Annotated in this window: 20 protein-coding genes; 13 read left to right on the top strand and 7 right to left on the bottom strand. The window is 71.6% G+C overall.

Annotated features, from left to right (window positions below):
- Positions 1-36: 36 nt before the first annotated feature.
- From AB0N16_RS01525 to AB0N16_RS01505, 5 genes are all read left to right on the top strand, one after another.
- Positions 37-927: a xanthine dehydrogenase family protein subunit M gene (locus tag AB0N16_RS01525; RefSeq protein ID WP_365791873.1), complete on the top strand. Its 891-nt coding sequence runs from the start codon at positions 37-39 to the stop codon at positions 925-927.
- On the top strand, positions 927-1,496 hold the full coding sequence (locus AB0N16_RS01520) for a (2Fe-2S)-binding protein (RefSeq protein ID WP_365791871.1): 570 nt from the start codon (positions 927-929) through the stop codon (positions 1,494-1,496). The genes AB0N16_RS01525 and AB0N16_RS01520 overlap by 1 nt, the downstream gene beginning before the upstream one ends.
- 5 nt (positions 1,497-1,501) lie before the next feature.
- Positions 1,502-3,913 (top strand): molybdopterin cofactor-binding domain-containing protein, encoded by a 2,412-nt coding sequence (locus tag AB0N16_RS01515; protein WP_365791869.1) that lies wholly within the window; start codon positions 1,502-1,504, stop codon positions 3,911-3,913.
- Positions 3,914-4,060: 147 nt separating this feature from the next.
- Positions 4,061-5,521 (top strand): NCS2 family permease, encoded by a 1,461-nt coding sequence (locus tag AB0N16_RS01510; RefSeq protein ID WP_365791867.1) that lies wholly within the window; start codon positions 4,061-4,063, stop codon positions 5,519-5,521.
- A gap of 148 nt (positions 5,522-5,669) precedes the next feature.
- The gene (locus tag AB0N16_RS01505; protein ID WP_365791865.1) at positions 5,670-6,821 is read left to right on the top strand and encodes an XdhC/CoxI family protein; all 1,152 of its coding nucleotides are present in this window, start codon (positions 5,670-5,672) and stop codon (positions 6,819-6,821) included.
- A 202-nt stretch (positions 6,822-7,023) separates the two neighbouring features.
- On the opposite strand, the gene AB0N16_RS01500 is transcribed toward AB0N16_RS01505, so the two are convergent.
- Both AB0N16_RS01500 and AB0N16_RS01495 read right to left on the bottom strand, forming a co-directional pair.
- Positions 7,024-7,677 (bottom strand): Crp/Fnr family transcriptional regulator, encoded by a 654-nt coding sequence (locus AB0N16_RS01500; RefSeq protein WP_365791863.1) that lies wholly within the window; start codon positions 7,675-7,677, stop codon positions 7,024-7,026.
- A gap of 106 nt (positions 7,678-7,783) precedes the next feature.
- Positions 7,784-8,224: an SRPBCC family protein gene (locus AB0N16_RS01495; protein WP_365791861.1), complete on the bottom strand. Its 441-nt coding sequence runs from the start codon at positions 8,222-8,224 to the stop codon at positions 7,784-7,786.
- A 157-nt stretch (positions 8,225-8,381) separates the two neighbouring features.
- On the opposite strand from AB0N16_RS01495, the gene AB0N16_RS01490 reads away from it, so the two are divergent.
- The gene (locus tag AB0N16_RS01490; RefSeq protein ID WP_365792747.1) at positions 8,382-9,404 is read left to right on the top strand and encodes a DUF2278 family protein; all 1,023 of its coding nucleotides are present in this window, start codon (positions 8,382-8,384) and stop codon (positions 9,402-9,404) included.
- Between the two features lie 217 nt (positions 9,405-9,621).
- Here AB0N16_RS01490 and AB0N16_RS01485 read toward each other — a convergent pair whose 3' ends face one another.
- Positions 9,622-10,440, bottom strand: coding sequence for a polysaccharide deacetylase family protein (locus AB0N16_RS01485; protein ID WP_365791859.1), 819 nt, complete (start codon positions 10,438-10,440; stop codon positions 9,622-9,624).
- Positions 10,441-10,562: 122 nt separating this feature from the next.
- On the opposite strand from AB0N16_RS01485, the gene AB0N16_RS01480 reads away from it, so the two are divergent.
- The 4 genes from AB0N16_RS01480 (at position 10,563) to AB0N16_RS01465 (ending at position 14,202) form a co-directional block, all read left to right on the top strand.
- Positions 10,563-11,204 (top strand): phosphoribosyltransferase family protein, encoded by a 642-nt coding sequence (locus AB0N16_RS01480; protein ID WP_365791857.1) that lies wholly within the window; start codon positions 10,563-10,565, stop codon positions 11,202-11,204.
- A gap of 15 nt (positions 11,205-11,219) precedes the next feature.
- Positions 11,220-11,639, top strand: coding sequence for a TIGR03668 family PPOX class F420-dependent oxidoreductase (locus tag AB0N16_RS01475; RefSeq protein ID WP_365791855.1), 420 nt, complete (start codon positions 11,220-11,222; stop codon positions 11,637-11,639).
- A gap of 156 nt (positions 11,640-11,795) precedes the next feature.
- A complete protein-coding gene (locus AB0N16_RS01470; RefSeq protein ID WP_365791853.1) occupies positions 11,796-13,100 on the top strand; it encodes a hypothetical protein in 1,305 nt (434 codons plus the stop codon).
- A 136-nt stretch (positions 13,101-13,236) separates the two neighbouring features.
- Entirely contained in the window at positions 13,237-14,202 is a 966-nt protein-coding gene (locus AB0N16_RS01465) for a serine/threonine-protein kinase (RefSeq protein WP_365791852.1), read from the top strand.
- Between the two features lie 22 nt (positions 14,203-14,224).
- On the opposite strand, the gene AB0N16_RS01460 is transcribed toward AB0N16_RS01465, so the two are convergent.
- Entirely contained in the window at positions 14,225-16,633 is a 2,409-nt protein-coding gene (locus tag AB0N16_RS01460) for a SpoIIE family protein phosphatase (protein ID WP_365791850.1), read from the bottom strand.
- A gap of 230 nt (positions 16,634-16,863) precedes the next feature.
- On the opposite strand from AB0N16_RS01460, the gene AB0N16_RS01455 reads away from it, so the two are divergent.
- Both AB0N16_RS01455 and AB0N16_RS01450 read left to right on the top strand, forming a co-directional pair.
- Positions 16,864-17,094: a helix-turn-helix transcriptional regulator gene (locus AB0N16_RS01455; protein WP_365791848.1), complete on the top strand. Its 231-nt coding sequence runs from the start codon at positions 16,864-16,866 to the stop codon at positions 17,092-17,094.
- A gap of 60 nt (positions 17,095-17,154) precedes the next feature.
- The gene (locus AB0N16_RS01450) at positions 17,155-18,279 is read left to right on the top strand and encodes an NAD(+)/NADH kinase (RefSeq protein WP_365792745.1); all 1,125 of its coding nucleotides are present in this window, start codon (positions 17,155-17,157) and stop codon (positions 18,277-18,279) included.
- A gap of 347 nt (positions 18,280-18,626) precedes the next feature.
- Here the strand turns inward: AB0N16_RS01450 and AB0N16_RS01445 are convergent, their stop codons facing one another.
- Positions 18,627-19,568 carry an aldo/keto reductase gene (locus tag AB0N16_RS01445; RefSeq protein WP_365791846.1) on the bottom strand — a complete coding sequence of 314 codons (942 nt, stop codon included), beginning with the start codon at positions 19,566-19,568 and terminating at the stop codon, positions 18,627-18,629.
- Positions 19,569-19,712: 144 nt separating this feature from the next.
- Here AB0N16_RS01445 and AB0N16_RS01440 point away from each other — a divergent pair, with 144 nt between their 5' ends.
- Positions 19,713-20,309: a TetR/AcrR family transcriptional regulator gene (locus AB0N16_RS01440; RefSeq protein WP_365791844.1), complete on the top strand. Its 597-nt coding sequence runs from the start codon at positions 19,713-19,715 to the stop codon at positions 20,307-20,309.
- Positions 20,310-20,321: 12 nt separating this feature from the next.
- Here AB0N16_RS01440 and AB0N16_RS01435 read toward each other — a convergent pair whose 3' ends face one another.
- Both AB0N16_RS01435 and AB0N16_RS01430 read right to left on the bottom strand, forming a co-directional pair.
- The gene (locus AB0N16_RS01435) at positions 20,322-22,022 is read right to left on the bottom strand and encodes a hypothetical protein (RefSeq protein WP_365791842.1); all 1,701 of its coding nucleotides are present in this window, start codon (positions 22,020-22,022) and stop codon (positions 20,322-20,324) included.
- 136 nt (positions 22,023-22,158) lie between these two features.
- On the bottom strand, positions 22,159-23,235 hold the full coding sequence (locus tag AB0N16_RS01430; protein ID WP_365791840.1) for a substrate-binding domain-containing protein: 1,077 nt from the start codon (positions 23,233-23,235) through the stop codon (positions 22,159-22,161).
- Positions 23,236-23,274: the final 39 nt, after the last annotated feature.

Raw genomic sequence — 23,274 nt, 5'->3', positions numbered from 1 at the left:
CTCACGAGACTCACGAGACGGAGAAGAGAGCCGGTCATGGACTTCCTTCGCCCCGCCAGCTGGGAGGAGGCGCTCGCCGCGAAGGCCGAGCACCCCACCGCAGTGCCGATCGCGGGTGGCACCGATGTGATGGTCGAGATCAACTTCGACCACCGCCGGCCCGAGTACCTCCTCGATCTCAACCGCATCGGCGATCTCTACGAATGGGAGGTCGGCGAGGAGAGCGTACGGCTCGGCGCCTCCGTGCCGTACACCCGGATCATGGAGCACCTGCGCACCGAGCTGCCGGGCCTGGCCCTCGCCTCGCACACCGTCGCCTCCCCGCAGATCCGCAACCGCGGCGGCGTCGGCGGCAACCTCGGCACCGCCTCCCCGGCCGGCGACGCCCACCCGGCGCTGCTCGCGGCCGGCGCCGAGGTCGAGGCCGAGTCGGTGCGCGGCACCCGGCTCATTCCCGTCGACGACTTCTACACCGGCGTCAAGCGCAACGCCCTCGCGCCGGACGAGCTGATCCGCGCGGTGCACGTGAAGAAGGCCGACGGACCCCAGCAGTACTCCAAGGTCGGCACCCGCAACGCCATGGTCATCGCCGTCTGCGCCTTCGGGCTCGCCCTGCACCCGCGGACGCGGACCGTGCGGACCGGGATCGGCTCGGCCGCTCCCACGCCGGTGCGCGCGAAGACCGCCGAGGACTTCCTGAACGCGGCGCTCGACGAGGGCGGCTTCTGGGACAACGGAAAGATCATCACGCCGTCGGTCGCGAAGCAGTTCGCGGACCTGTGCGCCGCCGCCTGCAACCCGATCGACGACGTCCGGGGCACCGCGAGCTACCGCCGCCACGCGGTTGGCGTGATGGCCCGCCGGACGCTCACCTGGACCTGGGAGTCGTACCGCGGCGCCCGCCGCATCACGGAGGGAGTGGCGTAATGCGCGTCAACTTCACTGTCAACGGACGCCCGCAGGAGGCCGACGACGTCTGGGAGGGCGAGAGCCTTCTCTACGTGCTGCGCGAGCGGCTCGGTCTCCCCGGCTCCAAGAACGCCTGTGAGCAGGGGGAGTGCGGGTCCTGCACCGTCCGCCTGGACGACGTGCCCGTGTGTGCGTGTCTGGTCGCCGCCGGGCAGGCCGAGGGCCGCGAGGTCGTCACCGTCGAGGGGCTCGCCGACTTCGCCGAGCAGCGTGAGCGCGGTACTTCCCGCGGGACCCCGCTGGACGAGGCGAAGACGTGGGCCGCCAAGGGCACCGACTCCCACACCGGCGAAGGCACCCCACTCTCCCCGATCCAGCAGGCGTTCATCGACGCCGGCGCCGTGCAGTGCGGCTTCTGCACCCCGGGTCTGCTGGTCGCCGCCGACGAGATGCTGGAACGCAACCCGACCCCGACCGACGCGGACATCCGCGAGGCGCTGTCCGGCAACCTGTGCCGGTGCACCGGCTACGAGAAGATCATGGACGCGGTCCGTCTCGCGGCCGCCCGGCAGGGAGAGGCGGTCTGAGCGACATGCCCACCAACACCGCTCCCCTCGGCACTCCCACCAAGGTCACCCAGGGCTCCCAGACCAAGGGCGGCGTCGGCGAGTCCACGCTCCGCCCGGACGGCACCCTCAAGGTCACCGGTGAGTTCGCGTACTCGTCCGACATGTGGCACGAGGACATGCTCTGGGGCCAGATCCTCCGCTCCACGGTCGCGCACGCGGAGATCGTCTCGATCGACACCGGCGAGGCCCTGGCCCAGCCCGGCGTCTACGCGGTCATGACCTACGACGACCTGCCCACCGAGGTGAAGAACTACGGCCTGGAGATCCAGGACACCCCGGTCCTCGCGCACGGCAAGGTACGCCACCACGGCGAGCCGGTCGCGATCGTCGCCGCCGACCACCCGGAGACCGCCCGCCGCGCCGCCGCCAAGATCAAGGTCGAGTACCGCGAGCTGCCGGTCATCACCGACGAGGCCTCCGCGACCGCGCCGGACGCGATCCACATCCACGAGAACCGCGACGACCACCACATCGGCCACGTCCCGCACCCCAACATCGTGCACCGCCAGCCGATCGTCCGCGGCGACGCCGACGAGGCCGCCAAGAAGGCCGATGTCATCGTCAAGGGCGAGTACTACTTCGGCATGCAGGACCAGGCCTTCCTCGGCCCCGAGTCCGGCCTCGCGGTGCCCGAGGAGGACGGCGGCGTCCACCTCTACATCGCCACCCAGTGGCTCCACTCCGATCTGCGCCAGATGGCCCCGGTGCTCGGCCTGCCCGAGGACAAGGTACGGATGACGCTGTCCGGCGTCGGCGGCGCGTTCGGCGGTCGCGAGGACCTGTCGATGCAGATCCACGCCTGCCTGCTGGCCCTGCGCACCGGCAAGCCCGTCAAGATCGTCTACAACCGCTTCGAGTCCTTCTTCGGCCACGTCCACCGCCACCCGGCCCGCCTCTACTACGAGCACGGGGCAACGAGTGAAGGCAAGTTGACCCACGTCAAGTGCCGAATCGTGCTCGACGGCGGCGCCTACGCCTCCGCCTCCCCGGCCGTCGTCGGCAACGCCTCCTCGCTCGGCATCGGCCCGTACGTCGTCGACGACGTCGACATCGAGGCCATCGCCCTCTACACCAACAACCCGCCCTGCGGCGCGATGCGCGGCTTCGGCGCGGTCCAGGCGTGCTTCGCCTACGAGGCGCAGATGGACAAGGTGGCGAAGCAACTCGGCATGGACCCGGTGGAGTTCAGGAAACTGAACGCCATGGAACAGGGCACCTTGCTGCCCACCGGCCAGCGGGTCGACTCCCCGGCCCCGGTCGCCGAACTCCTGCGCCGGGTCAAGGCGATGCCCCTGCCGCCCGAGCAGCAGTGGCTCTCGGCAGGCGAGGAGGCGGACGTACGGCAACTGCCCGGCGGCCTGTCCAACACCACCCACGGCGAAGGCGTCGTCCGCGGTGTCGGCTACGCGGTCGGCATCAAGAACGTCGGCTTCTCCGAGGGCTTCGACGACTACTCCACCGCCAAGGTGCGCATGGAGGTCATCGCCGGCGAGCCGGTGGCCACCGTCCACACCGCGATGGCGGAGGTCGGCCAGGGCGGTGTCACCGTCCACGCGCAGATCGCCCGCACCGAGCTGGGCGTCACCCAGGTCACCATCCACCCGGCCGACACCCAGGTGGGCAGCGCCGGTTCGACCTCGGCGTCCCGCCAGACGTACGTCACCGGTGGTGCCGTCAAGAACTCCTGCGAGCTCGTCCGCGAGAAGGTGCTGGAGCTCGGCCGCCGCAAGTTCGGTACCTACCATCCGGCCTGGGCCACCGCCGAGTTGCTGCTGGAGACCGGCAAGGTCGTCACCGACGGCGGCGAGGTGCTCGCCGACCTGGTGGACGTGCTCGGCGACGACGCGGTCGAGATCGAGGCGGAGTGGCGGCACCGGGCGACCGAGCCCTTCGACCTGCACACCGGCCAGGGCAACGGCCATGTCCAGTACAGCTTCGCCGCCCACCGCGCGGTCGTCGAGGTCGACACCGAGCTGGGCCTGGTCAAGGTGATCGAGCTGGCCTGCGCCCAGGACGTCGGCAAGGCGCTCAACCCGCTCTCCGTCGTCGGCCAGATCCAGGGCGGTACGACCCAGGGTCTGGGGGTGGCGGTGATGGAGGAGATCATCGTCGACCCGAAGACGGCGAAGGTCAGGAACCCGTCCTTCACCGACTACCTGATCCCGACCATCCTCGACACGCCGACCATCCCGGTCGACGTCCTCGAACTCGCCGACGACCACGCCCCGTACGGGCTCCGTGGCATCGGCGAAGCCCCCACCCTGTCGTCGACCCCGGCCGTCCTCGCGGCGATCCGGAACGCGACGGGCCTGGAGCTGAACCGCACGCCGGTCCGACCGGAACACCTCACCGGCACGGGACCCTCCGCGGGCTGAACCGGTGAGTTCTCCTGGGGGACTTCGTCCCTCAGGAACCCAGAATGTTCGTCTCGGGCCGTCCCCCGGGTCGGGCACCTCCCCAAATCCCGCCATGCGCCGAAGGCAAGCGGCGGGTGCCCCTTTGAACCTTGGGAGTAGGCCCATATGACCCAGCAGTCACTCGAGCCGAAGACCGTCGCCGAAGACGCGGGTGAGGGAACCCGCGTCCCGGCCGGACGGTCCTGGCTCGACCGGTACTTCCACATCTCCCTGCGGGGATCCACCGTCGCGCGTGAAGTGCGCGGCGGCGTCACCACCTTCATGGCGATGGCGTACATCCTCCTGCTCAACCCCCTGATCCTGTCCGGCAAGGACGCCGCCGGGGACACCCTCGGCCAGAAGGCGCTGATCACCGCGACCGCCTTCGCCGCGGCCTTCACCACGCTGCTGATGGGCTTCGCCGGCAAGGTGCCGCTCGCGCTCGCCGCCGGCCTCTCCGTCTCCGGCGTGCTGTCCTCGCAGGTCGCCCCGGAGATGACCTGGCCGCAGGCGATGGGCATGTGCGTGCTGTACGGCGTGGTCATCATGCTCCTGGTCGTCACCGGCCTGCGCGAGATGATCATGAACGCGATCCCGCTCGCGCTCAAGCACGGCATCACCATGGGCATCGGCCTGTTCATCGCCCTCATCGGTCTCTACAAGTCCGGCTTCGTGCACCAGGGCAAGGCCACCCCGCTCGCCCTCGGCCCCGGGGGCGAACTCACCGGCTGGCCGGTGCTGCTCTTCGCCGGCACCCTGCTGCTGATCTTCATGCTCCAGGCCCGGAACGTCTCCGGTGCCATCCTGATCGGCATCCTCAGCGGCACGGTGGTGGCGGCCGTGCTCAACGGCCTCGGGGTCATCGACCCCAAGCAGTGGGCGGGCGGCGCCGCCCCCGCACTGCACGGCTCCGCCGTCTCCATGCCGGACTTCTCGCTCTTCGGGCACGTCGAGTTCGGCGGCTGGGGCAAGGTCGGCGCGATGACGGTCGCGATGATCGTCTTCACCCTGGTGCTCGCCGGGTTCTTCGACGCGATGGCCACCATCATCGGCGTCGGCACGGAGGCGAGGCTCGCCGACGACAAGGGCCGGATGCCGGGCCTGTCCAAGGCACTGTTCATCGACGGAGCGGGCGGCGCGATCGGAGGCGTGGCCGGCGGCTCCGGGCAGACCGTGTTCATCGAGTCGGCGACCGGCGTCGGCGAGGGCGCCCGCACCGGACTCGCCTCGGTGGTCACCGGCCTGTTCTTCGCGGCCTGTCTCTTCTTCACCCCGCTCACCGCGATCGTCCCGCAGGAGGTCGCCTCCGCCGCCCTGGTGGTCATCGGCGCGATGATGCTGATGAACGCCCGGCATGTGGACTGGGCCGACCGGGCCACCGCCGTCCCGGTGTTCCTGACGGTCGTGCTGATGCCCTTCACCTACACCATCACCGCCGGTGTGGCCGCCGGCGTCATCTCCTACACCGCCATCAAGGCGGCTCAGGGCAGGGTCCGGGAAATCGGCGCATTCATGTGGGGCCTGACAGGGATCTTCCTGGTCTATTTCGCCCTCCATCCCATAGAGAGCTGGCTCGGCGTCCACTAGACGCTCCGCCGGTTCGGCCGTGACGGGCCGGCGGTCGTCCGCCGGCCCGTCACGGCTGGTCGCGTCCACGCGGCGGAGCCGCACACAACTGCAGACCCGCGCCCCGTCGGGGCGCCTGTCCCCAACGTCGTCCGAAGGAGACCGAGAGATGCTGGACATCGCCGAGGAGCTGAACCGGTGGGTCGCGGACGGCCGTGACTTCGCCGTGGCCACGGTGGTGGCGGTCGGCGGCAGCGCCCCGCGCCAGCCCGGCGCCGCCCTCGCGGTGGACGCCGACGGCACCGCCGTGGGCTCGGTCTCCGGCGGGTGCGTGGAGGGCGCCGTGTACGAGCTGTGCCGGCAGGCGCTGGAGGACGGCGACACCGTCCTGGAGCGCTTCGGCTACAGCGACGAGGACGCCTTCGCCGTCGGCCTGACCTGTGGCGGCGTCATCGACATCCTCGTCACCCCGGTACGGGCGGGCGACCCCGCCCGGCCGGTGGTCGAGGCCGCGCTGGCCGCCGCCGTACGGGGGGAGGCGGCGGCCGTCGCGCGGATCGTCACCGGGCCGGCCGAACTCCTCGGCCGCGCCCTCCTTGTGGACGCCGACGGCGCCTACGAGGGCGGTTTCGGCGCCCACCCCGAGCTGGACCGCACGGTGGCCGCCGAGGCCGGCGCCTTCCTGGACGCGGGCCGCACCGGCACCCTGGAGATCGGAGAGCAGGGCTCTCGCTGCGGAGCACCGCTCACGGTGCTGGTCGAGTCCTCGGTCCCGGCACCCCGGATGATCGTCTTCGGGGCGATCGACTTCGCGTCGGCACTGGTCCGTGTCGGCAAGTTCCTCGGCTACCACGTGACGGTGTGCGACGCGCGGCCCGTCTTCGCCACCAAGGCCCGCTTCCCGGAGGCCGACGAGATCGTCGTCGGGTGGCCGCACGAGTACCTGGAGCGGACGCAGGTGGACGGCCGTACCGTGCTGTGCGTCCTCACCCACGACGCCAAGTTCGACATCCCGCTGCTCCGGCTCGCGCTGCGGCTGCCGGTGGCGTACGTGGGCGCGATGGGCTCCCGCCGCACCCACCTGGACCGCAACCGGTGGCTGCGCGAGGTCGGCGTCACCGAACTGGAGCTGGCCCGCCTCAGGTCCCCGATCGGCCTGGACCTCGGCGCCCGTACGCCCGAGGAGACCGCCCTGTCGATCGCGGCCGAGATCGTCGCCAACCGGCGCGGCGGCAGCGGACTCTCCCTGACCGGCGCCCACACCCCGATCCACCACGACACGGCATCGACGCCGCCGCGGCGGATCGGGTCGGTGGCCTGACTCCCCCCGGGTCAGGCCACCCCGCAGGGAGCGGAGCGCCCGGTCCGTTCCCCCGATCGCCGTACCGGTCCGGGCGCCAGGGGACGATGGAAGCGCCTTCACGGGGGTCGTACAGCGTCAAATGACGCATTCGGCGGGGAGAGTTCCGTTCTGATGCGTTTGCGGTGCAAGTCCCTCGCCCGGATGGCCCGAGCGGGGCGGCTCACTCCTCCGCCCAGCGCCGTAACCCCGCCAGATCGAGGACGACGGTGCGGCCCCGCCGGGTGGCCACCAGGCCCTCCTGCTGCATCGCCCGCAGACAGCGCACCACCGACTCCCTGGACGCCCCGGTGGCGGCCGCCAGTTCACGCTGGTTGACCTGGACGGAGACGGCACCCGGCAGGGTCTCCGGCGCGGCCGAGCCGTACTGCACGGCGAGCTTCACCAGCAGCCCGGCGACCCGGGCCCGGGTGGTGCGGGCGCCCTGTTCGGCGCGCAGCCCGTCGGAGTCCCGTAACCGGCCCACGACACTGCGCAGGACGGACAGACACAGTCCCGGGTCCCGTTCCAGGAGCCGCAGGAAGGCGTCCGCGGCGACCACCACCCCCTCCGAGCGGCGCATCGCGGTGACGGTCGCGCCCCGCGGGCCGCCGTCGACGCAGGCGAGTTCGCCGAGGAGTTCACCGGGACCGCGCAGGGCGAGCAGGCTGGTGTAGCCGTTGGCCGAGTCGACCGTCGCCTTCACCAGGCCGGCGGTCAGCAGGACGACGGAGTCGGCCTCCTCGCCCTCCCGCATCAGCACCTCGCCGCGGGCCCACCCGCGCGGGTGCCCGGCCTCCCGCAACAGCTTGATTTCCCCGGGCGAGAAGAACGCCACCTCCGAGCCTCCCGGCCGCCTCGACCCACGGTGACCGTTCGGCACCGGAGGGCCACTGTCCATCGTGCGGCCGGGATCTGCCAAGGGGTGGCCACCGGGGCGGCGCCTACGCCTTCCTGAGCAGCGCGTTGACCGCCCGCCCGAACACCGCCCGGGAGGCCCTGCGCACCAGCGGATCGAAGGCCGACGGCAGCCCTCGCACCCGCAGCTCCTCGTGCCAGATCACCCGGGTACGGCCGCCCGGCCCCGGGTGCACCTCCAGCTCGGCCCAGCCGAGCACCACCCGGCCGTGCTTGACCAGGCGGCACCGCCCGGAGCCGCCGTCCTCGGGGGGTTCCCAGACGGTCACCTCCATGGGGTCCTCAAAGGCGAGCGGTCCGAGCCCGGAACGGGCCACGAAAACCGTGCCCTCGTGGGTCGGCGGATCGGTGAGCACGGTGATGCGGGTCAGCGGGACCGCATCGGCGTGCGCGGACCACTCCGTGAGCCGGCGCCACGCCTCGTCGATCGGCAGTGGGGCCGTGCGTTGGAGAAGGAAGGTGACCACGGACCGATCGTAGGGAATCGGCCGGGCTCCACGGGTCGGGCACCGCCTGTTCACAGGATCGACAGAAACGTCCAAGGCAGGCCGGAACCGGCCCCGGACCCGTACGATTCCCGCCATGGGCGGGCAAACCGCCTGCCTTCACGGGGAGTTGGCCGACATGCCGTTGAAGACCTATGGCGTACTGATCACCCGGGCCGTCGACGTCCGGCGCGAGGGCGCCGGCGACAGCCCGCACTACCAGATCCACCTCACCGACGACACCGGCGTCCCCTACCGGGCCGCTGTCAACGTCCTCTCGCAGCAGAAGCCCGCCGAACTGCTCTACGTCGTCGACGACGACTTCACACACCCCCTGACCGCCCGCCTGGAGGGCCTGACGAGCGGTTGGAACACCCTGCCGCCCGGGTCCGGCGGCCCCAATCTCGACTTCGTGCGCGGCAACCTCTTCGACCCGGCGCGGATGCGCGTCCTGCCGGCCGACCGCTCCGGTCCCGACAACGACCTGGCCGACCTGCTCGACCACTACGTACGCCGTGCCGTCGACGACCCCCGAGCCAGGCTGTACCTCTTCGGCGAGCGCTGGGGGCCCGAGACCGGCGTCAAGGACAAGATCTTCGGCTTCCTGCCCGGCAACGGTGTCCACGACATCCACATGAACCAGGGCAACAGCGGCCGCTTCAGCAGCGACGACGGGGTGTGGCAGGACGGCGGGCTGCTGATCCGCCTCCCCGGAGACGGCCAGGGCGGCGAACGGTGGGTCGGCATCTTCCTCGCCTTCCAGAACCAGGCCTGGCACACCGACGACGTCACCGGCCACGCCCTCGACGGCGTCGACACCTCCCGGCCGGCCCCCGGCGACCAGCCGGTCCGGATCGTCGCCGCGCTGGTCAACCCGACCGGTCCCGCACCCGAGGCGGAGACGGTCACCCTCCTCAACGCCTCGGCCACCCCGGTCGACCTCACCGGCTGGCGCCTGCTCGACCGCATCGGCCAGGCCTCCCCGGTCCCGCCCGGCCCCCTGGCCGCCGGTGCCGCCCTCGCCGTGCCGCTGTCCGGCGGCGCCCAACTCGGCAACCACGGCGGCGAGATCACCCTCCTCGACACCGCCGGCCTCAAGGTGCACGGGGTGTCCTACACGGCCGAGCAGGCGGCCCGCGAAGGATGGTCGGTCGTCTTCTGACCGGACCCTGTCGGGGTGGGTGGTGGTGCCCCGCGTCGCCCCCACCCCGGCACGTTCGACATCCCCCGTCGGCCGGCCGCTCGCCGCCTCGCCCCCCACCCTCGGCTCCGGGATCCATCCCGGCGCCGGCGCTCGGCCGTCCTGTGTGCGACTCCGGCTCGGAGTCGAGGAGTTGATCCGCACGGGCCGAGCGACCGCACCTGGTCCGCCGGCGGCCCTAGGGCCGGTACACCTTTCCGGGTTCGGCCTTGCCGGGTGCCAGCAGCTGCGGGACGGTCACGAAGACGTACCCGCGCTCCTTGAGCGCGTCGATGATCCCGGGTACGGCGGGCACGGTGCCCCGGTAGATGTCGTGCAGCAGGATGATCCCGTCCCGCGACACCTGGTCCAGCACCCGCTTCTCGATCAGCGCCGAGTCGGTGGTCAGGTAGTCCTTGGCGGTCACGCTCCACAGCACCTCGGACAGGCCCAGCTCACGGCAGATCCGGTGCACGTTCGCGTCGGTACGCCCCTGGGGCGGGCGCATCAGGGTGGGCTTGCGCCCGGTGAGCCGCTCGATCGCGTCGTCGGGCCGGGTGAGCTCCTCGCGTATCTGCCGGTCGGAGATCTCCGTGAGGATCTTGTGGTCCCAGGTGTGGCTGGCGATCTCGTGGCCCTCCGCGGCCATCCGCCGGACCAGCTCCGGGTACTTCTCGATGTGCCGCTTGCCCAGCAGGAAGAAGGTCGCCGGGACGTGCTTCTCCTTGAGGATGTCGAGCAACCGGGCCGAGTTCTCGCTGGGCCCCGCGTCGAAGGTGAGCGCGACGCACTTGGCCTCGCGGCAGTCGACGGTCCCGAACCGGGCCTGGCTCGTCTTCACGGCGTGGTCGCGGGCGTCGGCGGGCGAGGTCGTGTCGACCTGCGCGCAGCCCGACAGGGCCAGGGCGAGTGAGACGGCGGCGGCGGTGAGGGCCGGTATGCGAAATCCGGGGGACGAACGGAACCTGTAGGGCCGTCTTTCCCTCTTCTTGGTCGGAAGCTTGCTCCAAAGTGGCATGCCGGGACTATACACACAGTTTATAGAATGCGTGTACGAATCCTCCTGGTGGACTCGGCCTTCGACACCTTCGGGTGTGAGCATGGGAGAAGGGGGCCGACCTCGACCGGAGAGGACGAGCCGTGCGCTACCGGGACCGCGCCCAGGCTGGTCGCGAACTCGCCGCCGTACTGGGGAAGTTGCGCGACGAAGGCGGCCTGCCGGACCCGATCGTGCTGGCGCTGCCGCGGGGCGGTGCGGCCGTCGCCGCGGAGGTCGCGCGGGAGCTGTCGGCCCCGTTCGACGTGCTCGTCGTCCGCAAGATCGGGGCCCCGCACCACGAGGAGTTCGGCGTCGGCGCGATCGCCGGGGACGATCCGCCGCTCCTCGACCGGGCGACCCTGGCCCACCTGGGCATGAGCGAGGACTCCCTGGCCCCCGTGGTGGAACGGGAACGGCAGGAACTGCGCCGCCGCGAGCGCCGCTACCGGCAGGGCCGGCCGGCGCCCGAGCTGCGCGGCCGTACCGTGATCGTCGTCGACGACGGCCTGGCCACCGGCTCCACCGCACGCGCCGCCCTGCGCCACGTGCGGCGCCGAGATCCCGCCCGGACCGTGCTGGCCGTCCCTGTCGGCGCCCCCGACTCCCTCGACACGCTCGCCGCCGAGGCCGACCTCGTCGTCTGCCCGTACCGGCCGGCCGTGTTCAACGCGGTCGGCCAGTGGTACGACGACTTCGCACAACTGACGGACGCCGACGTGCTGGACGCGCTGCGCGGCGCCTGACGGGGAGGGGACGCCGTGCCGGAACTGGCCGTGGGCGAGGCGCGTCGGCGGTTCGCCGGGGCGAGGGTGGCGCGGCTCGCCACCGTCGACGAGTCCGGCCGCCCCCATCTGGTGCCGGTCGTCTTCGCGCGGCACGGTGCCGACGGGATCGTCACCGCCGTGGACCACAAGCCCAAGACCACGCCCCGGCTCAAACGGGTGCGCAACATCGCCGCACAGCCGTCCGTGAGCCTGCTCGTGGACGAATACGACGAGAACTGGGACCACTTGTGGTGGGTCCGGGCGGACGGAGACGCGCGGGTGATTCCCGCCGACGCGGCGGTCATCGAGCCGCTGTGCGCGAAATACCCGCAGTACCGGGAACGCCCGCCGAGCGGTCCGGTCATCTTCGTGACCGTCTCACACTGGACCGGCTGGCAGGCGGCCGCCCTTTAGACGCGGAATTTCCGCATGTCAAGTCCCGAGCTGTCGGAACGTGACCCTGCCGCGCGCCGCGGGCCTACTGGAAGCACGAGCTCGACCGGAAACACCGGACAGGAAATCCGAGCTCGGTGGCACGGAAAGTGCCCTTCGCTTCAGGAGGAGAAAGAAATGATCCGCAAGACGCGCAACGCCGGTACCGAGGAATCCCGTCCCAAGCGCCGCCTGGGTGCGGCGGCGGTCCTGGCCTCCGCGGTGGCGGTCGCCGGTGGTGTGGTCCTGCCGGCCGCGGTGGCCACGGCGGCACCGATGCCGAAGGCGCCGGTGGCCGACGCCCACCTGTCCAAGGAGCTCAAGAAGAACTGCGGCAAGAAGCCGCCGGCGCACCATACGCAGGGCCGCGTGTACTCGTGCTGGGCCAACAACAAGCAGTACCACTGGGACGAGAAGTACCACTGCTACTACTACCTCGTCGACGCGCACCGGTATTACTGGGACTGGGACCACGACTGCTATTACGTGGTCAAGAACCACCACAAGTACTACTGGGACCACTACTACGACTGCTACTACGTCGTGCACAAGCACCATAAGTACTACTACTGGGACTCGTATCGCCAGTACAACTACTGGGAGCACAACAAGCACGAGAAGCACTGGGACCACTGGGGCAGCGACAGCTGGAAGAAGCCCGAGTGGGTGGAGAAGCACGACAAGGAACACCCGGACGACAAGGGCAAGGACAGCGAACACGGCCAGCCCCCGGCCAAGGGCCCGGACGGCACGGACACGACGGGGACCCACGGGAAGAGCCCGAATGAGGGGACGGATCCCGGGACGGATCAGGGGACCGACCACGGTACCGACCAGGGCACCGGTCAGGGGACGGACCATGGGACGGATCAGGGGACCGACCAGGGCACCGGTCAGGGAACGGGCCATGGGACGGATCAGGGGACCGACCAGGGCACCGGTCAAGGAACGGACCATGGGACGGATCAGGGGACGGATCAGGGGACCGACCAGGGCACCGGTCAGGGGACGGACCATGGGACGGATCAAGGGACCGGCCAGGGCACCGATCAGGGAACGGATCAGGGGACCGACCACGGTACCGATCAGGGCGGGACTGACCAGCAAGGTGGGACCGATCAGGGTGGTGCTCCGGCTGACGACGGCGGTAGCGACCAGGGTGGGCCCGCTGACCAGCCTGCGGATCAGGGCGGTGCTGACCAGGGCGGCACGGACCAGGGCGGGACTCCTGCCGACCAGGGTGGGGCCGACCAGCCCGCCGACCAGGGTGGGGCCGACCAGCCCGCCGACCAGGGTGGTGTGGACCAGGGCAGCGGTGCTGACCAGGGTGGGAGCGCCGACCAGGGCGGTGGCACGGATCAGGGTGGCGCGGCCGATCAGGGTGCTGTTCCTGACGGTGGTGACCAGGGTGCCGGTGCTGACCCGGCGGCTCTCGTCGGCTGAGATGTAGGGCCGAGCGGTGGGTGAAGGTCTTCCGACCTTCACCCACCGCTCTTTCGCGCGCGTCGGTCGCCCAGCGGGACGCCGCCCCTCTGGATACGATTTGTAAAGGTTTGACACGCTACGGGGTGGACATGCCATGGCGACGCGCATCGCGGGTTACGAGGTCGAGGGCGAGATCGGGCGGGGCGGAATGGCCGTCGTCTACCGTGCGACCGACCTGCGCCTGGACCGCACGGTCGCCCTGAAGCTGCTCGCCCCCGAGATGGCCCGCAACGACACCTTCCGCCGACGCTTCACCTACGAGTCACGGGTGGCGGCCGCCCTCGACCACCCCCACATCGTGCCGATCTTCGAGGCCGGCGAGACCGAGGGCGTGCTGTACATCGCGATGCGCTTCGTGTCCGGCCCGGATCTGCGCGGGCTGCTGGACAAGGAGGGCGTGCTGCCGTTGGCCACGGCGCTGCGGATCGCCGCCCAGATCGCCTCGGCGCTCGACGCGGCCCATGAGCACGACCTCGTGCACCGGGATGTGAAGCCCGGCAACGTGCTGGTGGCGCGGGGCACCGACAGCGACCACCCGGAGCATGTCTATCTCACGGATTTCGGGCTCACCAAGAAGTCGCTGTCGCTGACGGGGTTCACGACGGTCGGCGAGTTCGTCGGCACGCTCGACTACGTGGCGCCGGAGCAGATCTCGGGCCGCCCGGTGGACGGGCGGTGCGATCTCTACAGTCTCGCCTGCGTGGTCTTCGAGATGCTCGCCGGCGGTCCGCCGTTCGTCCGGGACGAGGACATCGCGCTGCTGTGGGCGCACCAGTACGACCGGCCGCCCGCGCTGAGCGAGGTGCGGTCCGGGCTGCCGCCGGGGCTGGACGAGGTGTTCGCCAAGGCGCTGGCCAAGGTCCCCGAGGACCGCTTCGGCTCCTGCCTGGAGTTCGTGGGCGCGCTGCGGCTCGCCGCGTACGGCGTCGTACCGGGAGAACCGGCATCGTCGGACCGTCCCACGGACCGGACCCCCACAGTTCGCCGGGGCACCGGGCCCACCCCCGGCCCGTCCACCCCCGGTCCGCCCACCTGGGCCCGCCCGATGTTCGGCCCCTAGCCTGCTCGGCCCGCCGGAGCGCTCACTCAGCCGTGAGGAACTGTTCCGCCCAGACGGTCTTGCCGGTGGTGGCGTGGCGGGTGCCCCAGCGCTGGGTGAGCTGGCCGACGAGGAGCAGGCCGCGGCCGCCCTCGTCGTAGGTGTGGGCCCGTCGCATGTGCGGGGCCGTGTTGCTGGAGTCGAAGACCTCGCAGGTGAGGGTGTGGTCGTCGTGGATGAGCCGGAGCCGGACGGGCGGCCGGCCGTACCGGAACGCGTTGGTGACCATCTCGCTGACGATCAGCTCGGTGATGAACGTGGCCTCCTCCAGCTGCCAGGCGACCAGCTGGTCGGTGGCCTGTTTGCGGGCGTCGGAGACGGCGGCGAGGTCGAAGGGCAGTTCCCAGGTGGCGACCCGGTCGGAGTGCAGGGCCCGGGTGCGGGCAACGAGCAGGGCGATGTCGTCGTCGGGGCGGTGGGTGAGCATGGTCGTCAGGACCCGGTCGCAGACGGTGTCCAGGTTCTGCGCGGGGCGGGCGAGCGCGGTGAACATCTTGTCCAGGGCTTCGTCGATGTCGTGGTCGCGGGGTTCGAGCAGCCCGTTGGTGTAGAGGGCGATCAGGCTGCCCTCGGGCAGTTCCGTCTCGAAGGACTCGAAGGGCAGCCCGCCCAGGCCCAGCGGGGGCCCGGCCGGCACGTCGAGGAAGCGGACGGCGCCCGAGGTGACCACGGCGGGCGGCGGATGTCCGGCCCGGGCGACGGTGAACCGGCGGGTGACCGGGTCGTACACGCCGTACAGGCAGGTCGTGCCGACGCCGCCGGCGGTCTCCTCGGCGTTGTCGGCGCCGGCTTCCTCGGCGGAGAGATGGACCACCAGGTCGTCCAGGTGGCTGAGGAGTTCGTCGGGCGGCAGATCGACGTCGGCCAGGGTGCGGACGGCGGTGCGGACCCGGCCCATGGTGGCGGCGGCCCGCATACCGTGGCCGACCACGTCGCCCACGACGAGCGCGACCCGGGTCCCGGACAGCGGGATCACGTCGAACCAGTCGCCGCCCACCCCGGCCTGGCCGACCGAGGGCAGATAGCGGGTGGCGATGTCCAGCGCCGCCTGCTGGGGCAGCGTCTGCGGGAGCAGGCTGCGCTGGAGGGTCATCGTGGTGGTGTGCTGGCGCTGGGCGCGCTCGGTGCCGTGGATGCTGGTGGCCGTACGGGCCGCCAGTTGCTCGGCCACCCACAGATCGTCCGGGTCGAACGGCTCGTTGCGAAGGTTCCGTCCGAACAGGGCCACCCCGAACGTGGTGCCGGACGCCCGGAGCGGCACCGCCATCAGCGAGTGCGCCCCACTGTCCCGGATCCACGCGGCCGCCAGCGGATCCTCCCGCGTCCAGCGGGTCACGACCTCGTCGTCGCTCGCGTACACCGTGCCCCGCCCCTCCGCCAGACACCGGCCCGACGGCGACCAGGGCGGGCAGCGCAGCACGTCGCCGGAGGGATGGGGGAGCGGCGGGCCCTGGGGCGCCGCCCGCACGGCCGCTCGTCGCAGCGCCGGGCCGTCGGCGGCGGGTGCACCGGGCCTGGCCGCGTCCAGCAGGTCCACGGCGCAGGCGTCGGCGAAGGCGGGGACGACGACGTCGGCCAGCTCCCGCGCGGTGCGCTGCACGTCGGAGCTGGTGCCGATCCGTACCCCCGCGTCGCTCAGCAGCAGCATCCGCCGCCATACCAGCTGCTCGGACGGATCGGAGTGGGCCGTCAGGGTCACCGCCCGCACCCGCCCGTCCCTGTCCGTCAGCGGGGCGAGCCGTCCGTGCCACTCGTGGTCGGGGTCGGCCGGGTCCAGGCGCAGGCGGACGTCCTCGGGGCCGCCGCCTTCCAGGATCCGCCGCATGCCGGCCTCGGCCTCGGTGCCGCCCTCGTACGGTGCGATGTCGGTCAGCCGCAGCCCGCGCATCGTGCCCTCGGCGAGGGACAGGCCGCGTTGCATCCCGACGCTGGCCAGCACCAGCCGCAGTCCCTCGTCGAAGACGGCGGCGACACAGGGAGACTGGTCGAAGGCCCATTCCCCGAGGGTCCGGTCGGGGGCGGCCGCCGGCGGCCCGGCGACGGCGGACACCACCCGCCACTCCGTGCCGCCCGGCCGCTCGCCGGAGAGTCGGCGGTGGACGAGTACGTCCCGGTCCAGCCGGTGCCCGTCCCGGTGGCGCAGGGCGGCGGTCCCGCTCCACCGCGGGCCGGCGGCCGCCTCTCGCCAGGTGTCCCCGTCCGGCTCGGCGAGCAGCCGGGTGGCGTGCTGCCCCAGGATCTCGGCGGGCGGGTAGCCCAGCAGCAGCGTGGCCCCGTCGCTCCAGCCGGTCACGGCACCCCGCTCGTCGACCGTGACCGCGGCGGTGTAGGTCCCCTGCGGTACGGCGTGGGTCTGCGCCCGGTTGCTGGGAGGGGTGGGACGTCGTTCCATCGCCGCTCATCCTTCGCGGAACCTGCACGGCCGGCTCTTCTCCCAGGATGGTCCCGGCCGACACGGAGCACCAATTCGCCGCCGTTACCACCCGGACGCCGCGGCCACGCTCGTCCCGGGTTCCTGTGACACACCTGTGACAGGCGGCGGACAGCGTCATGACGTCGGCTTGTCAGGGTTTTGTAAACGGACAAATCGCCTTTATCGGCCAATCCGGCAAGGGAATCCTCATGAGCTTCACCGTCGTCACCCAGCACACCGAGACCGCCGCCGTCGCGCTGGCCCCGCGTGAGCGCGAGACGCTGAAGCACATCGCCGCGGGCTGCACATACCTCCAGGCGGCACGGCAGATGGGGCTCTCCCGGCACACCGTCGACGCCTACCTCCGCCGGATCCGCGCCAAGCTCGACATCAACACCACGGCCGAACTCACCCGGCTGGCCATCTCGCTTGGCCTGTGAGATCCGCCCGGCCGTGACAGCGTGGGAACAACGGCTGAGCACGGTGTCCTGGAGGCGGAGATGACGGTGAACGGGCTCGGACTGGTGGTGCACGGGGGCCGGGCGGAGGCGGTGGACGCCGCCCGTACCGTACGGGCGTGGGCGGCGGAGCACGACGTGCGGTGCACGGACATCGACGTCTGGCACGACGGCGGACGGCACAGCTCCGGGGAGGAGGTCGCGGCCGCGGGCGATCCCGACCTGATCGTCACCCTCGGCGGCGACGGCACCTTCCTGCGCGGCGCCCGGCTCGCCGCCCACCACGACGCCCTGGTCCTCGGCGTCGACCTGGGCCGGGTCGGCTTCCTGACCGAGGTGGCGGCCTGCTCGGTGACGGAGGCGCTGGACGCGATCCGCGAGGACCGGTTCGCCGTCGACAGCCGGATGCTGCTCACCATGCGCGCCTCCCGCCGGCTGGAGGTGCCCTCCGACATGGAGGAGCTGATGCGCTACGGCCGCGGGCCGCTGCTGCCGCCGCCCGAGGTGCGCACCGACTGCGAGAAGGACACCGAGTGGGGTGTGCCCCTGCACATCACCGCGGTCAACGACGTCGTACTGGAGAAGCTGTCCCGGGACCGCCAGGTGTCCGTCGGCGTGTACGTCTCCGGTCGGCTGCTCGCCTCCTACTCCGCGGACGCGCTGCTGGTGGCGACGCCGACCGGCTCGACCGCCTACAGCTTCGCGGCCGGCGGGCCGGTCGTCTCGCCGTGCGCGGACGCGCTCGTCTTCACACCGGTCGCCCCGCACATGACGTTCAACCGGTCGGTCGTCACCGCCCCGAACGAGCCTGTCGGCCTGCGCGTCCTGGAGCGCTCGGGGCAGGCCGCGGTCAGCGTCGACGGACAGGTGCGGGGCGTCCTGGCGCCGGGGGACTGGATCGGTGTGTACGCCGCCCCGGCCCGGCTGCGGGTGGTCCGGCTCGCGCCGATGGACTTCTACGGCCGGCTGCGCGAGCGCATGAACCTCACCGACGCCCCGGCCGCGGTCGCCGACGGCACCCCCGCGCCCCTGTGGTCGACGCGGACGCCCCCGCCCGGTGACATGGCCCACCTCTCCCTGCTGCCCGCCGGCCTGCTGGACACCGAGCCGGAAGAGCCCTGCGTGGACGCGAAGGACGAGGTCGCCCCGGCACCCGGCCGCGGCTGACCACCGCCGCCCACGCCTCAGACACGACCCTGCTGCCCACCCCGGCGCCCCGGCCGGCGCCTCGCGGCCCACCCCGGCGCCCCGGCCGGCGCCTCGCGGCCCGCCCCGGCGCCCCAGGCACCGCCCGGCCGCCCGCCCCGGCGCCCCAGGCACCGCCCGGCCGCCCGCCCCGGCGCCCCAGGCACCGCCCGGCCGCCCGCCCCGGCGCCCCAGATTTCGCCGGGCCGCGCAGCGGGCGGCCGCCGAGGCGGCGGCAGGCGTCTGGCCCGCGTCGCCTCGGCCGGCTCGACCGTGGGCCGGCCCCTGACCGGCGTGCGGACGCCGGTCAGGGGCGGACGCGGCGGTGCTCAGTAGCGGCCGCCCACCGTCTGTGCGGCCAGCCCGTCCAGCGTGGCGACCTCCTCGGCGGTCAGCTCGATGCCCGCGGCGGCCACGTTCTGCTCCAGCCACTTCACCCGCTTCGTCCCCGGGATCGGCACCACGGGCACACCGAGCCGCGCGCCGCGCGCGTGTACCCAGGCCAGCGCCAGCTGCGCCGGGGCGACATCGCGCGCCTGGGCCAGCGCGCGGATGGCGTCCGCGATCGCCTGGTTGTCCGCCGTCTGGAAGCGCGGCAGCCGTCGGCGGGCGTCACTCGCCGGCAGGGCGGTGACGTCGACCGTGCCGGTCAGGAAGCCCCGGCCGAGCGGCGAGTACGCCACCAGCGCCACGCCCAGGTCGCGCAGGGCGTCCCCGACGGTGGTCTCCACGTCACGGGACCAGATCGAGTACTCGCTCTGCACGGCCGCGACGGGGTGGACGGCACTGGCGCGCCGCAGCAGTTCGCCGTTCACCTCGGAGAGGCCGATGTGCCCGATCTTGCCCTCCTTCACCAGCTCCGCCATGGCGCCGACGGACTCCTCGATCTCGGCGGTCTGCGGCGGCCGGTGCAGGTAGTAGAGGTCGATGTGGTCCACGCCCAGCCGCAGCAGGGAGGCGTCGCAGGCGCGCTTGATGTAGCCCGCCTCGCCGCGCAGCACCCAGGTGTCGCTGCCGGTGCGGTCGATGCCGGTCTTCGTGGCGAGCTGGACCTGGTCGCGCCGGCCGGCGATGGCCCGGCCCACCAGCACCTCGTTGTGTCCGAAGGCGTAGGCGTCGGCGGTGTCGATGAGGGTGACGCCCAGGTCGAGGGCCCGGTGGACGGTGGCGATCGCGTCGTCCCAGCTGGTCGGGCCGTACCCCTCGCTCATGCCCATGCAGCCGAGCCCCTGGGCGGAGGTGGTGAGGCCCCCGAGAGAAACCGTGTCCACGGCATGTCTCCGTTCGATGTCGGCGGTGCGTGCGATAACGGATACCGGAGGATCCTCCGGTAGTGGGGACGCTAACGGAGGATCCTCCGGTAAGCAAGTGGGAAGAATGCCGGGTACGGTGACCGGCCTGGAGGGGAGTACCGCATGAACGGACAAGGACCCGCACGGCCCGTGCGCGCCCACGCCCGCCGCAACCGGGAGAAGCTCGTGGCGGCGGCCCTGGAGGAGTTCACGCGCACCGGCAAGGACGCGCCGCTCGACAGCATCGCCAGGGCGGCCGGCGTCGGCATCGGCACCCTCTACCGGCACTTCCCGACCCGGGAGTCCCTCGTCCTCGCCGCCTACGAGCACGAGGTGGACCAGTTGTGCGCCGTGGGGGGCGAGCTTCTCGCGGCGCTCCCGCCGGACCGGGCGCTGCGCGAGTTCATGGGCCGGCTGGCGGGCCTGCTGGTGACGAAGCAGCACATGTCCGAGGCGCTGCGCAGCGCCGGACCCGACGGCGGGGAGTCGTACGCGAAGGTCTACGACACGATCGGCACCCTGTTCACGGCGGGCGTCGCCGCCGGGACGCTCCGGTCCGACATGGAGACCGGTGACGTGGTGCGGGCCATGGGCGGCCTGCTGCGCCTGGACGTGGACGGGGACTGGAAGGGGCAGGCCGAGCGCCAGATCCGGCTCCTCATGGACGGCCTGCACACAGGAGCTCCGGCCCGCGCCGAAGGGCACGAGCCGGAGCGGTAGAGCCGGGAACGGTCAGTCCGTGGACCGTACCGTCGGCATCGCGAGCGCGACCGGCCCGCTCTTGCAGGAGTCGTGGCAGTCCTTCTCCAGACTGCAGCACAGCGAGCAGATCGCCCCCGAGTGGAACGGGCAGCCCGCCACGTCCGGCCGCTCGAACTCGGTCGTGCACACCGTGCAGGTCAGCACGGCCGCCGACGGTAGCCCGTCCGCGCCCAGCAGCGGCTCCGCCAGGTCGTCGACGCGGGCGATGTAGTACTTCCCCTTGGTCAGCACCGCGAACAGCGGCGAGAGCACCATCGCCAGGAACAGCGCGATGAACGGCGAGTACGCCTTGCCGTACTCCCCGAACGCGTTGAAATAGGCGGCGATCGAGACCGCCGACGCGATCAGCATCGAACCGAAGCCGACCGGGTTGAAGTTGTGCAGATGGGCACGCTTGAACTCGATGTACGACGGGCTCAGCTTCAGCGGCTTGTTGATGACCAGGTCGGCGACGACCGCGCCGATCCAGGCGATCGCCACGTTGGAGTAGAAGCCGAGGACGGTGTTGAGGAAGCCGAAGACGCCGCCCTCCATCAGGGCCAGCGCGATGCCGACGTTGAGGAAGATGTAGACAACGCGCCCTGGGTGACGGTGCGTCAGCCGCGAGAAGAAGTTCGACCAGGACAGCGAACCGGAGTACGCGTTCGTCGAGTTGATCTTTATCTGGGAGAGGATCACGAAGAACGTGGCCAGGCCCAGCGCGACGGGCGCGGCGAACGTCTTGAAGCCGGACACGTACTGCTGGATCGGCTCATTGGCTTTGGCCAGGCCCACGCTGCCGGCGATGTAGAAGGCGAGGAAGGCGCCGCCGATCTGCTTGGCGGCCCCGAGCACCACCCACCCCGGACCGGCGGAGAGCACCGCACCCCACCACTTCCTGCTGTTCTCGGGCGTCTTGTCCGGCATGAACCGCAGATAGTCCACCTGCTCACCGATCTGAGCGATCAGCGACAGCGCCACACCGGCACCCGCGCCCACCCCGAGCATGCTGATGCTCGAGCCGGTGGGCGAGTTCCCCGCGAAGTGCGTGAACTCCGAGAACTTGCCGGGCTCCTGGATCGCGATCGACACGAACGGCGCGACCATCAGCACCAGCCACACCGGCTGCGTCCACACCTGCATCTTCGACAGCGCGGTCATGCCGTAGATGACCAGCGGCAGGATGATGACCGAGCAGATCAGATAGCCGACGGCGAGCGGGATGTGCAGGCCCAGCTCCAGGGCCTGCGCCATGATCGAGCCTTCGAGGGCGAAGAAGATGAAGGTGAAGCTGGCGTAGATGACCGAGGTGAGCGTCGAGCCGAGGTAGCCGAAGCCCGCGCCCCGGGTCAACAGGTCCATGTCGATGGAGTACTTGGCCGAGTAGTACGAGATCGGGATGCCGGTGAGGAAGATGACCACCGCCGCGGTCAGGATCGCCACCATCGCGCTGGAGAACCCGTTGGAGATGGCGATCGAGCCGCCGATGGCGAAGTCCGCGAGATAGGCGATACCGCCGAGCGCCGTGGTGGCCACCACGTACGGGGTCCAGCGGCGGAAGGACTTCGGCGCGTAGCGCAGCGAGTAGTCCTCCAGCGTGTCGTTCTTCGCCCAGTCGTTGTAGGTCCGTTTGCCGTCCGACCCGCCGTCCGCCACGGCCGGCGGCGCTTCTTTCCCGACGATCTCCGTCACGACTCTGCCCTCTCTCGTCCCCGGTCGTTTGCACGGAAGAGTCGCGGCGCGCTGTTTCCCGAACGTTTCACCTGCTTTAAAAGACAAAGCTTGATACTTCCCGTGGGAAGTATCGGCTGTGCTCGGGGAGTTGGGCTCAGAGCTGGGCGACGATGTGGAAGTCGAAGGCGTCCGCCCGCGCCAGATACAGCCGTTGCGCGAGATGGTTGCCGTGCAGCCGTACGACACCGCGCGGGCCCTCGTACGACACCGAGTCCCGTACCGCGCAGATCGTCCGCACGTCCAGCGACCGGGCCCGCTCGGCCAGCGCCGCCAGCAGCCGTACCCCTTCGAAGCACGACTCGCCCGGGCTGCCCACGACGGGTGCGTGGGCACCGAACCGGGCCGCGTGGCGGGCGCTGAAGTCGAGGCTCTCGGCGGTCGCGAGGGTCTCGAAGAAACCGGCCGTCGCCCACAGCCCGTCGGTGCCCTCCGCGCCCGTGGCCAGCAGGATGTTCTCGTCCATGTGGGTGCTCAGCCTGAGACACCGCTGGTGCAGCCCGTAGCCGGCGAACGCCCGGTTGAAGCGGGCCGCGTCCGCCCCGACCAGCAGCATCAGCACCGCGTCCGCCTCGCACCGCTCGACCCGGCGCAGCACCGGCCCGAACTCCTCCGTCCCGAGCGGCACGAACACCTCGTCCCGCACCCGGCCCCCGCACTCCCGCGCATACGCCCGTACCGTACGGGCGGTCACCCGGGGCCAGACGTAGTCGTTGCCCACCGTGCACCAGCGCCGCACCCCGGCCGCCTCCGCCAGCAACCGCATCGCGGGCAGCAGTTGGGCGGCATCGGTCTCACCGGTCAGGAACACGCCGGGAGTCCGCTCGCCGCCCTCGTACTGGGCGGTGTAGACATAGGGCACCCGGCCCGCGATCCGGGGCAGCAGCGCCTGCCGTACCGCCGACGTGTGCCAGCCCACCACCCCGTCCACGGCGCCCGGCGCGACCAGGGACCCGACCTCGGCCGCCACCCGCCACGGCGGCGCCCCGCCGTCCACCGTGACCAGCCGGACCTCCCGGCCCAGCACACCGCCCGCGGCGTTGAGTTCCTCCACGGCGAGACGCGCGGCCGACTCGCACGACGGCCCGAAGACCCCCGCCGGTCCCTGCAGCGGCACCACCAGGGCGACGACCAGGGGCGAACCCGAGGGGCCGCTCGGCGGTGCCCTGTGCATCAGGCCACCTCCGTGCGGGCATGGGGAGCGGATTCCGGT

This window comes from Streptomyces sp. NPDC051105, assembly GCF_040682795.1.
Lineage (GTDB): Bacteria > Actinomycetota > Actinomycetes > Streptomycetales > Streptomycetaceae > Streptomyces.
Note: the sequence above shows the minus strand (reverse complement) of the source record. Positions and strands in the feature narration are given on the sequence as shown.

Coding starts and splice junctions, on each gene's coding strand:
- AB0N16_RS01490 (WP_365792747.1), top strand. CDS start 8,382: ATGCCGTTGAAGACCTATGGCGTACTGATCACCCGGGCCGTCGACGTC.
- AB0N16_RS01455 (WP_365791848.1), top strand. CDS start 16,864: ATGAGCTTCACCGTCGTCACCCAGCACACCGAGACCGCCGCCGTCGCG.
- AB0N16_RS01470 (WP_365791853.1), top strand. CDS start 11,796: ATGATCCGCAAGACGCGCAACGCCGGTACCGAGGAATCCCGTCCCAAG.
- AB0N16_RS01450 (WP_365792745.1), top strand. CDS start 17,155: ATGACGGTGAACGGGCTCGGACTGGTGGTGCACGGGGGCCGGGCGGAG.
- AB0N16_RS01430 (WP_365791840.1), bottom strand. CDS start 23,235: ATGCACAGGGCACCGCCGAGCGGCCCCTCGGGTTCGCCCCTGGTCGTC.
- AB0N16_RS01460 (WP_365791850.1), bottom strand. CDS start 16,633: ATGGAACGACGTCCCACCCCTCCCAGCAACCGGGCGCAGACCCACGCC.
- AB0N16_RS01515 (WP_365791869.1), top strand. CDS start 1,502: ATGCCCACCAACACCGCTCCCCTCGGCACTCCCACCAAGGTCACCCAG.
- AB0N16_RS01505 (WP_365791865.1), top strand. CDS start 5,670: ATGCTGGACATCGCCGAGGAGCTGAACCGGTGGGTCGCGGACGGCCGT.
- AB0N16_RS01440 (WP_365791844.1), top strand. CDS start 19,713: ATGAACGGACAAGGACCCGCACGGCCCGTGCGCGCCCACGCCCGCCGC.
- AB0N16_RS01465 (WP_365791852.1), top strand. CDS start 13,237: ATGGCGACGCGCATCGCGGGTTACGAGGTCGAGGGCGAGATCGGGCGG.
- AB0N16_RS01510 (WP_365791867.1), top strand. CDS start 4,061: ATGACCCAGCAGTCACTCGAGCCGAAGACCGTCGCCGAAGACGCGGGT.
- AB0N16_RS01485 (WP_365791859.1), bottom strand. CDS start 10,440: ATGCCACTTTGGAGCAAGCTTCCGACCAAGAAGAGGGAAAGACGGCCC.
- AB0N16_RS01525 (WP_365791873.1), top strand. CDS start 37: ATGGACTTCCTTCGCCCCGCCAGCTGGGAGGAGGCGCTCGCCGCGAAG.
- AB0N16_RS01520 (WP_365791871.1), top strand. CDS start 927: ATGCGCGTCAACTTCACTGTCAACGGACGCCCGCAGGAGGCCGACGAC.